Raw genomic sequence first — 13535 nt, forward strand, 5'->3', positions numbered from 1 at the left:
ACTTGGCTCACGCTAATTGGTTGCCAGTTTCTGTTAACCTTATGTTAATCGCAGGATGGTAAGGGCTTAAAATAGGATTTACTTATAGGTGTCTCGGGGTTCTTGCTTCCGGTGGGTTTTTAGTCTTAGATAATTAAAAGAGTGTATTCACTGTAATTTGTACAAAATAACCTCGTTGGCGCCGGGCGCGTCGACCCCTTTAGGCAAAACAGGAGATACCGCATGGCGGTCAATGATAGTCAGTTGGTTCAGCTGTTCGAGCAGGTGCTTACGCTGTCAAAGGTTGATGCTTCGCAAAGCGTGGCGATCCTGAAAAGTCACTATTCCGATGTACGCACGGTACGCGCAGCTACCGATGCTGCACTGCGATTGGGCGCTAAGGTTTATGCGGTGGAGTTGCCCTCGTTTAACCATCCGCGCGCCATGGGCAACGACATGACTGCTTATTGCGGTGATACGGCATTGACCGGCAACCATGCGGCGCAGCGAGCGTTGGAGGCCGCCGATCTGGTGGTCGATACCATGATGTTGCTGCACTCGCCGGAGCAGGAGCAAATCCTTAAGACCGGCACGCGTATTTTGCTGGCGGTCGAGCCGCCGGAGGTATTGGCACGGATGTTGCCTAATGCGGAAGACAAAGCGCGAGTGTTGGCGGCGGCTGCCGTGCTGGAACAGGCAAAACTAATGCAGGTGAAATCTGTCGCCGGCAGCGATTTTCGCGCCCCGCTGGGGCAATACCCCACGGTAACCGAATACGGTTACGCCGACGAACCGGGACGTTGGGATCACTGGCCAAGCGGCTTCCTGTTCACCTGGCCGAATGAGGAACAGGCCGAAGGGGTACTGGTGCTGGATGTGGGCGATATCCTGCTGCCGTTCAAGAGCTATGCGCGGGAACGGATCACGCTGGAGATAGACAAGGGCTTTGTGACGCGTATTCACGGGGGGTTTGAGGCGGAATATCTTCGGGAGTACATGAAATATTTCAACGACCCGGAAGTGTACGGCATCTCGCACATCGGCTGGGGCTTACAGCCACGTGCACAGTGGACGGCGATGGGGCTGCACGACAAAAACGACGGGATGTGTATGGATGCACGTGCCTTCTATGGCAACTTCCTTTTTTCCACCGGGCCGAATACCGAAGTCGGTGGTACGCGTAAAACGCCGTGCCACATGGATATCGCGCTGCGCCATTGCGACATTAGCCTGGACGGCACGACGGTAGTGGCGGATGGCGAAGTGGTGGCTCCTGCGGCGTCCCGAGTAAGCCAGGGCTAACCTTGCTGCTAAACGCGGGGGTTTGTACTATTCTCGGTGGTTTCCATAGATGGTGAGAGTAACGCAATGACGCCCCCCGAATACCCGGCTGCAGAAAACGGCAAGACCGAAAATTATCATTTTACTGAACAAGTCGGGCACCTGCTTCGTAAGGTTTACCAGCGCCATGTGGCCATCTTTCAGCAGAACGTTGGCGATTCGCAGCTGACCGCGGTGCAGTTTATTACCCTGTGCGCGGTGCGTGACATGGGCCCGAGTTCGCTAACTGAGCTGGTGCAGGTGACGGCAGTCGATCAAGCCACCATTCGCGGCATTGTCGAGCGCCTCAAAGCGCGTGAATTGATCACCGTTATGCCGGATCCTGTCGACCGGCGCAAAGTGGTGGTCGGGCTGACTGATACCGGTGCCGATCTGTTGAGGGAGACGGTGCCGCATGCGGCGAAGATCACAGAATTAACCTTCGGCACGCTCAATCCGGCCGAACGTATAGCACTGATGTTCCTGCTCAATAAAATGCTGGAAGACCAGCCACCCGGCTGATACGCCCCGCGCAACTGCTGTTGTCTGGTGAGTGCGGTGGCGGCGAGGTCACGGCCCACAATTCATACCCTATAGCTTTCAAGTTGCAGCCAGGCTGGCAGCTTGCCCACTCTCAAGTCAGTAACTGGGATGGGCAGGTGCGGCAACGACGCAGCGGCGTGAAAGATGACGGGTATCACCAGAGCGCAGGCGGAGACGCGAGAATGGCGATATCTGAAGTGCAATCGCCCAGGGAAGGCGCGGTAAAAACGCTGACGGAGCACCCATTGATGCTGTCGGTAAATGGCGAAAATATTCATACCTGGGTGATGACGGATACGCCTCTGTTATTGGTGTTACGCAACGATTTGGCGCTCAATGGCCCAAAGTACGGCTGCGGCCTCGGAGAGTGCGGCGCATGCACCGTATTGGTTGACGGCATTGCCGCACGCTCCTGCGTGATCCCGGCTCTGGGTGTGACCGGCCGTGAGGTCACCACGCTGGAAGGGCTGGGCGATCGCCAACATCTGCATCCGGTGCAGCGCGCTTTTATTGAGGAACAGGCGGCGCAGTGCGGTTATTGCCTGAACGGCATGATCATGACCACCAAAGCCCTGTTGGATCGAAATCCCTCGCCCAGTGACAGAGAAATCCGTCAGGCACTGTCCGGCAATCTGTGTCGTTGCGGCACCCATATCGAAATCCTGCGTGCGGTTCAGCGCGCTATCACTCTGTATCGCAACGAGGAAACCTCGTCCCATGACTGATACCCATTCCTCATTGCCGAGTCAGGCGGAGCTATTGCAGCGCCAGGGCACATTGCTGATTGTCGATCAGATCCAACCGCCGCCAGGGCTGGTACCGAAAGGTCAGACGCCGAGCCTGAAACCCAAAGAACGAGGGTTGTTCATTGCCATTTGCGACAGCGGTGAGGTTTATGCCTTCAACGGCCATGTCGATCTGGGCACTGGCGTGCGCACCGCATTAGGTCAGATTGTCGCCGAAGAGCTTTACCTGCGCATGGATCAGGTGCGCATGGTGCTGGGCGACACTGAAAGCACGCCGAATCAGGGGGCGACTATCGCCAGTGCCACCCTGCAGATTTCGGCGGTACCCCTGCGTAATGCCGCCGCCGAAGCGCGCCGCTGGTTGCTGCAGCAGGCGGCACAACGTTTTGACTTCAGAGTAGAGCAACTGACGCTGGACGACGGCATCGTTGTTAGCCCTGACGGGCAAAGGCTGAGCTATGGCGAACTGGTGGCTGGTGTACATATTGCGTTAACGATAAGCGGTGATGCACCGCTTAAGCCGCAGGCCGAGTACCGTTTGGTGGGGACCAGCACCGCACGTGTCGATATCCCGGCCAAGGCCACAGGCGAATCCACCTATGTGCACGATATGCGGCTGCCGAACATGTTACACGGGCGGGTGGTGCGACCGCCGTATGCGGGCTACGACAGCGGTGAGTTTGTCGGCACCAGCCTGCTGGCGGTGGACGAACAATCGATTGCCCATATTCCCGGCATCGTCAAGCTGGTGGTGATAGAAGACTTTATCGGCATTGTTGCCGAGCGCGAGGAGCAGGCGATCAAGGCGGCACAGGCGCTGCAGGTGAGCTGGAAAGACTGGCGGCGTAACCTGCCGCAGATGACCGATGTGGCTCAGGCGCTGCGCGATAATCCCCATTCGACGCGGGTGGTGCATGATACCGGCAACGTGGATACAGCGTTGGCTGCCGCCGACCGACGCTTTACCCGCAGTTATCTTTGGCCATATCAACTGCATGCGTCGATTGGCCCGTCCTGCGCATTGGCCGATTACCAACCACAGCAACTGCGGGTGTGGTCGGGCAGCCAGAATCCGCACTTGTTGCGCGCCGATCTCGCCTGGCTGCTGGAGTACCCGGAAAATCAAATTGAAATCATCCGCATGGAGGCCGCCGGCTGTTATGGTCGTAACTGCGCCGATGATGTCTGTGCGGATGCGGCGCTGCTGTCGCGAGCGGTAGGCCGTCCGGTACGGGTGCAGCTAACCCGTGAGCAGGAACATCTGTGGGAACCGAAGGGCACTGCGCAACTGATGGAGGTTGACGGTGGGTTGGACGCCGCCGGTGATCCGGTCGCCTATGATTTTCGCACCTATTATCCTTCCAACGGTGCACCCACTCTGGCGCTGTTGCTGACCGGACGGGTGGAGCCGGTGCCGGTGGCTTATGAGATGGGGGATCGCACTTCGGTACCGCCCTATGAATATCCGGCGTTGCGCGTCAGCATTGAGGATATGGCACCGATTGTCCGCGCTTCCTGGATGCGGGGCGTATCGGCATTGCCGAATACCTTCGCGCACGAGTCCTATATTGATGAACTGGCTATCGCCGCCGGCGTCGATCCGCTTGAATATCGACTGCGTTATATCAAGGATCAACGTGCCACCGAACTGATGCGCAGTACCGCCGAACGTGCCGGCTGGACGCCGCATACCGAACCTATGCAAACCCCGGCGGAGGACGGCGTACTGCGTGGACGAGGCTTTGCCTATGCGCGTTATATTCACAGTAAGTTTCCCGGTTTCGGTGCCGCGTGGGCAGCCTGGGTCGCCGACGTTGCTATCGACAAAGTCAGCGGCGAAGTGGCGGTCACGCGGATTGTGGTCGGGCACGACGCCGGCATGATGGTCAATCCGGACGGCGTACGTCACCAGATCCACGGCAACGTTATCCAGTCGACCAGTCGGGTACTAAAAGAGCGAGTGACCTTCGAAGAATCCACGATCTCCAGCAAAGAGTGGGGGGCTTACCCGATCCTGACTTTCCCGGAGGTGCCGGAGGTGGATGTCGTGATGATGCCACGCCCTTACGATCCGCCATTGGGGGCCGGTGAGTCTGCCTCGGTGCCCAGTGCGGCAGCCATCGCCAATGCGGTGTTTGATGCCACCGGTATTCGGTTTCGCGAGTTGCCGATCACCTCTGATCGACTGCGCGAGGCGTTGAACGGTCCGGATAGTCAGCGGCAGCCGTCAACGCAGCCAGTCAAAACCAAACGCAGTAAATGGTGGTTTGGTGGCGTGGCCGGGATTTTAGGCGCCGCGCTGGGTGTTGCGACGACGGCACTGCCATGGCGTGCCGAAATTGCGCCGGTGGCTACCCCTGGCTCAGGTACCTGGTCTGCCGCGACCCTGGAAAGGGGGCGTCAGTTGGCCGCTGCCGGGGATTGCGCGGTATGCCATACCGCCTCAGAAGGGCTAACCAATGCCGGGGGGCGGGCGATGGAAACTCCGTTTGGAACCCTGTACAGCACCAATATCACCCCAGATGTGGAAACCGGTATTGGCAACTGGTCGTTTACCGCGTTCGACCGGGCGATGCGTCAGGGCATCAGCCGCGATGGCAGGCATTTGTATCCGGCATTTCCCTATACGGCGTTCAGTAAGATGACCGAGGGTGACATGCAAGCGCTGTATGCCTATATGATGTCGCAACCGGCGGTGGTGCAAAGTACCCCGGCTAATCAGATGCGTTTCCCGTTCAATGTGCGCCCGTTAATGGCCGGCTGGAATGCGCTGTTTCTCCGCCAGGGCGAGTTTCAGTCAAATCCGACGCAAAGCGCGCAGTGGAACCGTGGCGCTTACCTGGTTAACGGGTTGGGCCATTGTGCCGCCTGCCATTCCCCGCGCAATCTAATGGGCGCTGAAAAGGGCGGCAGCAACTTTTTGGCGGGGGCGATGGTGGATGGCTGGGAAGCGCCGGCATTAAACCAATTGGCCAATGCGGACAAATCCTGGACCGAAGAGCAGCTATTCCAGTATTTGCGTAGCGGTCATTCTGCCGAGCATGGTGTCGCGGCCGGCCCGATGGGGCCGGTGGTCGGCGAACTGGCCACACTGCCGGAAACCGACGTTCGAGCGATGGCCAATTACCTGATTTCATTGAGCAACCCGACCGGATTGAACCTGGAACCGCAGGCCAAACCGGCTGCCACTCTTTCGACCGCCGTAGGGCAATTGGGCGGAGAACGTCTGTTTCAGGGCGCTTGCCAAGCCTGTCACAGCGCCGCCAGCGGCGGGCCGCAGCTGTTTGGCGTCAGCCCGGATTTAGCGAACAACACCAATATATTCAGCGAGCGGCCGGATAACCTGATTAACGTGATTTTGCAGGGGATTTCCAAACCGGCTACCGCTGATTTGGGCTTTATGCCTGGATTCAAAGACAGTTTTTCCGATCGTCAAGTGGCTGATCTGGTGAATTATCTACGGCAGCATTATGCCGGGGACAAACCGGCATGGCGCGATGTCGAAACGCAGGTTGCCAGGCTACGTGCCAATCCGGGCAGCCATTAACTGTCGTTAAAAAACGGCGCTATTGCGGTTGCAGGAAAGCGATAAGCCGCTGCGCCGGTAGCGGTAACTGGGCCAACTGACGCACTACGATAGACAGCTGGCGTGTGGCCCAGGTATCGTCCAGCGCAAGAATTCTGACTTGCATGCCCGGCCATTGCCGGGCGATCTCCTCCGGTACCACGGCGATACCGGCACCACGCGTCACCATCCGACACACCACTTCAAAGCTTCCTGCACGGGCGCGTAAACGCATTGGACCGCCGTTGCGTAGGGCGTGTTGCGCCAAATGTTGCTGCAGCGCGCTGTCGTAGCTTAAGCCAATAAAGTCATATGCCAGCGTTTCGCTAAAACTGACGCTGGCGCGGCCGGCTAACGGATGATCGACCGGTAGCGCCAGCACCAGGCGATCCTGGCGGAACGGGTAGCTTTCCAGCCCGCGCAGGTCGGCGTGGTTGGCGACAATGCCGATATCCGCAGTTTGATCGAGGATCGACTGGCTGATCGCCGTGCTGGGCAACTCTTCCAACGCAATGTCCGTCTGTGGGTTAAGCAGCAGATAGTCGGCCAGCAGCTCCGGGAGAAAAGCGCTGGCGGCGACGGTATTGGCCAGAATACGCAAATGGCAGGCGTTGCCCGGGGAAAACTCTGCCATATCCCCCCGTAGCCGTTCGCTTTGCTGTAACAACAGACGAGCATGGCCCAACAGGCGTTCACCGGCCTGAGTGGTTTGTACTCCCCGCGCGCCGCGGGCCAAAAGCTGAATACCAGCCTGTTGCTCCAATCCGCGAATGCGGGCACTGGCCGATGCCAGCGACAGGCAGGCACGATCGGCCCCGGCGGTGATGCTGCCCGCCTCTGCCACGGCGATAAACAGCCGCAGGTCGGTAAAATCGAAATGCATCGGCTTCTCCTACGTATTTGCCTCAGGCTGGCTCAGTGATTGCCGCATTGTGCGGCAGGCAAGGGCTGCGGACAATCCATGCACCAAGGGATAATGAGGAAGGATAGACCTATGACGTTGACGCTACCTGAAATTTTAGCCCTGCTGGGCATCTTTATGCTGGCGGGCACGGTAAAGGGAGTGATTGGCCTGGGGCTGCCGACGGTGTCTATGGGGTTACTCAGCCTGCTGATGTCTCCGGCACAGGCTGCGGCGCTGTTGCTGGTGCCGTCGCTGGTGACCAACTTCTGGCAGTTGTTCACCGGGCCGGACGTCCGTGCACTTTGCCGCAGGTTGTGGCCGATGATGGCCTGTGTCGCCATGGGCACAATGCTGACCACGGGCACCTTGACCACCGGTCAAAACCGGTTGGCACCGATAGCGTTGGGGGTCTGTTTGGTCGTTTACGCGCTGTTGGGTTTTAGCCGTTTTCAGTGGCGGCTTTCACCCAGGGCTGAACGCAGGTTGGGCCCTCTATGCGGTGTACTTACCGGGCTGATTACCGGTGCTACCGGGGTATTCGTGATCCCGGCGGTTCCTTATTTAAATGCATTGGGATTGGCGCGTGACGATCTGGTGCAGGCGTTGGGGCTGTCATTCACCGTTTCGACGTTGGCATTAGCCGCTGGCCTGGCGTGGCAACATGCATTGCCGGGTGCGTTGCTAGGCACCTCATTATTGGCATTGCTTCCTGCGCTGGTGGGGATGTGGTTGGGGAGTGTGCTGCGCCGGCATTGTCGCCCTGCGGTATTTCGTCGCTGTTTTTTTATCGGTCTGTTAGTTTTGGGAATTGAAATAGTGTGGAATGGCATTAATTAAATGCGAGTAAATAATGTTTCACCCAGTTGCGAAGTAATTGGTTTGTATTAGCGGTTAAATTAAATATTCCGTATAATTCATTCTATTTAGTTCGCTTGGTTATATCGGTGGAAATGGTTTTATATATTGACATGGCGGCGGCGCATGTTTATATCTATGGGTGCAGATCAAGAATGGATTTTAAATGTGAATATTATAAAAATAAGGAAATATTATGAAGACCCTAACGAAAGCTGAAATTATGATGATTGGCGGGTGGCCTCATTGCTCGAGGGCTAGAGCTGTTTTTGGCAGTGTGGTCGGTTCATCGATTGGTTCGTTGAGTGCTTGTTTTGGTAGTGGGAATGGCTCACAAAATGCTTCAAGAAGCAACTCTGGCTCTTATAATGGCGGCACCTGAAACTGGTAGTAATATATATTACCCAGTGTGATGCGACTGTGCCAGATATTGGCATGGTCGCATGCTAATGTTGAACTGGTATCTTTTATGAAGACGTTTTTGTCGGCTTTTATTATGGTCGCTCTTTCTGTCGGGCTATCTCGTAATTTGCTTTTTATTGTGGGGCTTAGCCAATATAGCGGTATATTTAGATTTAACATCCCTTGTGAAATGGCTAAATGGATGATTTATTTCCTTGTGCTGCTAGGGACAATGACTTTTATGAGGTTAATATATACCTCGGCACGAAAATTTGTCCGCAAATGGAAGCGTCGCGGTCAGTAAGATAATTATCGACCCAAGATCCCGATAAAGGTGTAACCCCCATGTCAGAACGTTCTCCCCAGATTTATCGTGAGGGTTATTTCGCTGCGCAGGTCAATAAAGCGGAGGGTGAGGTAATTATTCCTGCCAGCCTCAGTCTGACCGCCTATGCCTGGGCCAGCATCTTGCTGGTGCTGGCTATCGGGCTATTTCTGATCCTGGGTGAATATACCCGTAAAGCGCGTTTGGACGGTGTGGTGATGCCATCCAGCGGCTTGATCAAGGTAGTTGCCCGCGGCGCCGGACAGGTTACAGAACGTTTAGTGACGGAGGGGGCGACCGTCAAAGCCGGCCAGGCACTTTATCGGCTCAGCGGCGAATATTTCAATGGTCAGGGTATCGCGACGCTGGCGTCGGTTTCCGACTCGTTAAAACGGCAATATCACATGCTGGAGCGCCAACGCGCTCAAGAACTGGCCACTCGAATTTTACAGCAAACCGGTGTGCGCCAGCGCATGACGCAACTTCAGGATGAACTGACCAGCGCAGAGGCGGCAATGGTGGAGGTAAAGCAACAGGCGGAATTATCGCATTCGCTGATGGTGCGCTACCGCAAGCTGATCGGCAAAGGTTACGTTTCCGAACTTGAGTTTCAGCAGCAGAAAATGACGTTGTCGACGGCGCGGGAAAAAGTAGAAATGCAGCGTCAGGCGCAGTTGCGGTTAAAGCGTGAGCTTGCCGCGGCGGCCTCGGAACTGCGGACGCTGGCGCAACAGCAACAAGGGCGTGACGCCGAACTTGAACGCCAGTTGCAGGGCATCAGGCAACAGGAAATAGAACTGGTTGCCCAGCGTGACCACACGCTCACTGCGCCGGTGAACGGCCACATCGCGGTGGTGTTGGCCCGGGCGGGGCAGACGGTCAAGCAAAACGATCCTTTGCTGATGATGGTCGCTGACGGTGCCGAGCTGCAGGTTGAACTCTTTGCGCCCAGCAAAGCGGTGGGCTTTATCAAACCGCACCAACGGGTCGGGTTGCGCTTTGCCTCCTTTCCCTATGAAAAGTTTGGCGTGCAGTATGGCGCCACCCGCGCCATCACCGATGCCAGCCTGAGCGCCAATGACGTCATGCAGCAAAATCCGATGACCTGGAAGGAAAACGAAGGGCATTACCGCGTCATCGTTGCGCTGGAGAAAACCACCATTACCGCCTATGGGCGCCAGGAACCATTGCGCGTTGGGATGACCGTTTCCGCAGACGTGGAGTTGGATCGCCGCCGCCTGTACGAGTGGCTGCTGGAGCCGTTATGGAGTCTGCAAGGAAGGATATAAACATGGACGTTACAGAAGGGCTCAACTGGGGCTGGCGAAAGTGCCTGCCGTTGATACGCCAAACGGAGTCCGCAGAATGCGGCGTGGCGTGCCTGGCGATGATTGCCGGTTGGTATGGCCATCGCGTAGATCTGCCTACGCTGCGTGCGCAGTTTAAAGTTTCGCAGCTCGGCATGACCTTCTCGCAGCTGATTGCCTGCGCCGAACGGCTGCACCTGAGCGGCCGAGCGGTGCAGCTGGAGCTTGAAGAGCTGCACCTGTTGTCGCTGCCCTGCATTTTGTACTGGGACATGAATCATTTTACCGTGCTCAAGCGGGTGCGAGGGCAAACTCTGGAGCTGCATGATCCTGCGCGGGGCCTGGTTAAAATGAGTCTGCAGGAGGCAAATCGTCACTTTACCGGCGTGGCGATGGAATTGACGCCAACCCATCAGTTTGTCGTCAAAGATCGGCGAAAAAAGATCCGCCTGCGGGAGCTGATCGGTAAAACCCAGGGGCTGAAGGCGGCATTGGCCCGGATCTTCTGTTTCGCGCTGGCGCTGGAAGTGTTTGCGTTGATCGGCCCATTAATCAACCAACTGGTGATTGATGAGGTGCTGGTGGCGTTGGACGCCAGCTTATTGACGTTGATCGTCATTGCCATGCTGCTGATGGCCGCCACCCAGACGCTGCTGGAGCTGGCCCGCCAGTGGGCGACGCTCACCATGGCGGTCAACTTCAATATGCAGTGGACGGCGAATGTTTTTCACCACCTGTTGCGGCTGCCTATCAACTGGTTTGAATCGCGCAACATGGGCGATATCAGCGCGAAATTTGATGCCGTCGACACCGTTCAGGACACCCTCACCACTACGCTGCTTGAAGCCTTTTTGGATGTGCTTTTGGTCCTTGGTACCTTGACCATGATGTTTTTCTACAGCGTGAAGTTAACCCTGGTCGCTTTGGCCGCCGCGATGGTGTATGGGCTGCTGCGCCTGTTCTGGTTCAGTACGTTGCGTAAAGCGGCGGATGACTCCTGGGTTGCCGGCACCCAGGAATCCAGTCATTTTCTTGAAAGCCTGCGCGGCGTGCTGAGCCTGCGGGTCAACGGGGCGCTTACGCCGCGGGAAACGGTTTGGCGTAACCTCAATGTCGCACGGCGCAATGCTGAACTGCGCGAAAGCAAGCTGATGATGGTTTACGGCATTATGCAAACCGTCATTGGCAGCCTGGTTGGGGCGGCGGTGCTGTGGCTGGGGGCCGGGGCGGTGTTAGCCGGGCAGTTTTCAGTCGGCATGCTGGTAGCCTACATGTCTTTTCAGGGCCGGTTTTCCGCCAGTATCAGCGGCCTGATCGACAAGGCCGTTGCCTACAAAATGCTGGATGTTTACAACCAACGGCTGGCGGATATCGTGCTGACGGCGCGTGAAGACGCAGCGGCGCAGGCGGCGGGCAATTCAACGCTGTTATTGTCCGCCAGCGCCTGGCCCCAAGATCGGCCGGCGCTGAGTTTGAAGCAGGTAAGTTTTCACTATGCCGGCACCGAATCTGAAATCCTGTCGCAGGTCTCGCTGGACATTATGCCCGGTGAGGTAGTGGCGCTGGTGGGGGCGTCCGGCAGCGGCAAAACCACGTTGGCTAAACTGGTATTGGGGCTGTATTCGCCCACGGCCGGCATGATACGTACGCTGGGCATTGAGCATCGACAGGGGGATTATTCGCAGGTACGTCAGCATATCGGCGTAGTCTTGCAGGAGGATCAGCTGTTTCGCGGTTCTATCGCCGAGAATCTGTCATTTTTCACGCCACGGGTTGATCAGGAGAAGCTCGTTGAATGCGCGCGGCTGGCACAGTTGGATCAGGATATCGATAACCTGCCGATGGGTTACCAGACGTTAATCGGTGAAATGGGAGGCACCCTGTCTGCCGGGCAAAAACAGCGCTTGTTGTTGGCGCGGGCGCTTTACAAAAAACCACGGCTGTTGATCCTGGATGAGGCGACCAGCCATTTGGACGTGAATAATGAAATGTTGATTAGCCATACCCTGCGCCAGCTTGGCCTGCCGATTTTACTGATTGCCCATCGCCCGGAAACCATCGCCTCGGCGGATCGGGTCGTCGAACTGGCGGCCGGGCGTCTTCACCGGCGCAAAGGGTGAATCAACCCTCTTCGACTCGAAGAGGGGGCGGATCAGGCCAGCGGCCCACCCAGAATCGTTTCTTTCATGCCAGAAAGAATGCGTTCACCGGTTTCGGTTTTCAGCTCCTCGTACCAACTGCGGGTGACGTCCATCTCTTTGCCGTGTGTGACATCACAGCGCTTACGTGCCTTCAGCACCAAATCTTTCACCCGATAGCTGCGTTTTTCCTGATAGCGCAGCAGCGCATCTTCAATACCCAGTGAATTGGTCTGCAAGGCAATCGCCAGCACCACCGCGTCCTCCATTGCCGCGCAGCCGCCCTGACCGATGTCCGGAGTGGTACTGTGCCCGGCATCGCCCAGTAAGGCTACGCGGCCCCGCACCAATTGTTCGAAAGGTTCGATATCGTGGATCTCAATGCGGTTGACGCTTTCCGCATCGATTGCGGCAATTAGTTTCTGTACCGGTTCGGCCCAGCCGGCAAAGTAACGTTGCAGGTCGGCTCGCGCGGTGCTGCGGTCTTCCGCCAGCCCGGTCGGCAAGGGAACGTCGAAGAAAAAGTAGAAGCGGTTGCCGGAGACCGGCATCAGCGACACGCGCTTACCTTCGCCGACAAAGGTGGTCCACTGGTCGGCCGGCGCGATCGACTCATCAATGGTGACCAGCCCGTTCCAGTTGACGTATCCGGCATAGCGCCGATCCACGCCATGGCCCAGCACATAAGGGCGAATAGCGGAATGGGTGCCGTCGGCGGCGATCAGAAAATCCCCGCTGGCCTGGCTGCCGTCTTCAAACCAGGCGGTAACGCCCTGCGGGGTTTCTTCAATACCGCTAACCCGTTTGCCGAAGCGCACCTGGTCGCGGCCGTAGGTGTCCAGCAACATGGCCTGCAGCTCGGCACGCGCTACCGGGTAAGGGCGTTCGCCGACGCTGGTGATTAACGGATCCAGACTAAAACGCGTCAGCGTTTGTCCGTGCAGGTATTCCTGATAGGCCATGAAATGCATCGGCCCCCCGAGCGCCCGCAGTTGTTCTTTCATCCCCAGATAGTTGAGGCATTTGACGCCGTTAGGCCAGATCGAGATTGCCGCGCCAACCGGTTTGATCGCCTTGACCGCTTCAAAAACCTCGGTCTCGATACCGCAACGCTGCAATGCGATGGCGCTACACAGCCCACCAATACCACCGCCAATGATAATTGCTTTCATGTTTTTCTCCTCCATAGCCACGATGGGGAGAAGCAATTTCCGTACCAGTCAACCAATACCGCTGCCGTCAACGTGGCCGTAGCACCATCAGGGGCGTTTCTGATGCAATTTGGTGCAATCCATGAGCGATAACGGAGCAGGGTTTCGAGGAGCATTGAGATCTCGCAGAGCACGAATCAGCAACGGAAAACGGCGACTGAATGTTAAACAGACAAAATAATAGACTACGCTAACTATTAGCCCGTCGCGTCAGTGCAGGCAGACGGCGCAGATAAAAAG

Annotated in this window: 9 protein-coding genes; 7 read left to right on the top strand and 2 right to left on the bottom strand. The window is 57.0% G+C overall.

Features of this window, described 5'->3' with window-relative positions; translation table 11 throughout:
- The first annotated feature begins 222 nt into the window (after positions 1-222).
- From EBA31_RS12025 to EBA31_RS12040, 4 genes are all read left to right on the top strand, one after another.
- Positions 223-1281: a 2,5-dihydroxypyridine 5,6-dioxygenase gene (locus tag EBA31_RS12025; protein ID WP_122079253.1), complete on the top strand. Its 1059-nt coding sequence runs from the start codon at positions 223-225 to the stop codon at positions 1279-1281.
- Positions 1282-1347: 66 nt separating this feature from the next.
- The gene (locus EBA31_RS12030) at positions 1348-1821 is read left to right on the top strand and encodes a MarR family winged helix-turn-helix transcriptional regulator (RefSeq protein ID WP_046373624.1); all 474 of its coding nucleotides are present in this window, start codon (positions 1348-1350) and stop codon (positions 1819-1821) included.
- Between the two features lie 203 nt (positions 1822-2024).
- Positions 2025-2567, top strand: coding sequence for a (2Fe-2S)-binding protein (locus EBA31_RS12035; protein WP_122079255.1), 543 nt, complete (start codon positions 2025-2027; stop codon positions 2565-2567).
- Entirely contained in the window at positions 2560-6135 is a 3576-nt protein-coding gene (locus tag EBA31_RS12040) for a molybdopterin cofactor-binding domain-containing protein (protein WP_122079258.1), read from the top strand. The genes EBA31_RS12035 and EBA31_RS12040 overlap by 8 nt, the downstream gene beginning before the upstream one ends.
- A 19-nt stretch (positions 6136-6154) precedes the next feature.
- On the opposite strand, the gene EBA31_RS12045 is transcribed toward EBA31_RS12040, so the two are convergent.
- Entirely contained in the window at positions 6155-7036 is an 882-nt protein-coding gene (locus EBA31_RS12045; protein WP_122079260.1) for a LysR substrate-binding domain-containing protein, read from the bottom strand.
- A gap of 111 nt (positions 7037-7147) precedes the next feature.
- On the opposite strand from EBA31_RS12045, the gene EBA31_RS12050 reads away from it, so the two are divergent.
- The 3 genes from EBA31_RS12050 (at position 7148) to EBA31_RS12065 (ending at position 12066) form a co-directional block, all read left to right on the top strand.
- Complete coding sequence (locus tag EBA31_RS12050) at positions 7148-7894, top strand: sulfite exporter TauE/SafE family protein (RefSeq protein ID WP_122079261.1); 747 nt, start codon at positions 7148-7150, stop codon at positions 7892-7894.
- A 765-nt stretch (positions 7895-8659) separates the two neighbouring features.
- Entirely contained in the window at positions 8660-9928 is a 1269-nt protein-coding gene (locus EBA31_RS12060; protein WP_122079263.1) for an HlyD family secretion protein, read from the top strand.
- A gap of 2 nt (positions 9929-9930) precedes the next feature.
- Positions 9931-12066: a peptidase domain-containing ABC transporter gene (locus EBA31_RS12065; RefSeq protein WP_122079264.1), complete on the top strand. Its 2136-nt coding sequence runs from the start codon at positions 9931-9933 to the stop codon at positions 12064-12066.
- Positions 12067-12098: 32 nt separating this feature from the next.
- Here the strand turns inward: EBA31_RS12065 and hpxO are convergent, their stop codons facing one another.
- Complete coding sequence (hpxO, locus tag EBA31_RS12070; protein ID WP_122079265.1) at positions 12099-13256, bottom strand: FAD-dependent urate hydroxylase HpxO; 1158 nt, start codon at positions 13254-13256, stop codon at positions 12099-12101.
- Positions 13257-13535 lie beyond the last annotated feature (279 nt).

The organism is Serratia sp. P2ACOL2, assembly GCF_003691565.1.
GTDB classification, from domain to species: domain Bacteria; phylum Pseudomonadota; class Gammaproteobacteria; order Enterobacterales; family Enterobacteriaceae; genus Serratia; species Serratia liquefaciens.

What these genes read in the sequence shown, in the direction of transcription:
- EBA31_RS12035 (WP_122079255.1), top strand. Translation starts at nt 2,025, where the DNA reads ATGGCGATATCTGAAGTGCAATCGCCCAGGGAAGGCGCGGTAAAAACG.
- EBA31_RS12030 (WP_046373624.1), top strand. Translation starts at nt 1,348, where the DNA reads ATGACGCCCCCCGAATACCCGGCTGCAGAAAACGGCAAGACCGAAAAT.
- EBA31_RS12025 (WP_122079253.1), top strand. Translation starts at nt 223, where the DNA reads ATGGCGGTCAATGATAGTCAGTTGGTTCAGCTGTTCGAGCAGGTGCTT.
- hpxO (WP_122079265.1), bottom strand. Translation starts at nt 13,256, where the DNA reads ATGAAAGCAATTATCATTGGCGGTGGTATTGGTGGGCTGTGTAGCGCC.
- EBA31_RS12050 (WP_122079261.1), top strand. Translation starts at nt 7,148, where the DNA reads ATGACGTTGACGCTACCTGAAATTTTAGCCCTGCTGGGCATCTTTATG.
- EBA31_RS12060 (WP_122079263.1), top strand. Translation starts at nt 8,660, where the DNA reads ATGTCAGAACGTTCTCCCCAGATTTATCGTGAGGGTTATTTCGCTGCG.
- EBA31_RS12045 (WP_122079260.1), bottom strand. Translation starts at nt 7,036, where the DNA reads ATGCATTTCGATTTTACCGACCTGCGGCTGTTTATCGCCGTGGCAGAG.
- EBA31_RS12040 (WP_122079258.1), top strand. Translation starts at nt 2,560, where the DNA reads ATGACTGATACCCATTCCTCATTGCCGAGTCAGGCGGAGCTATTGCAG.
- EBA31_RS12065 (WP_122079264.1), top strand. Translation starts at nt 9,931, where the DNA reads ATGGACGTTACAGAAGGGCTCAACTGGGGCTGGCGAAAGTGCCTGCCG.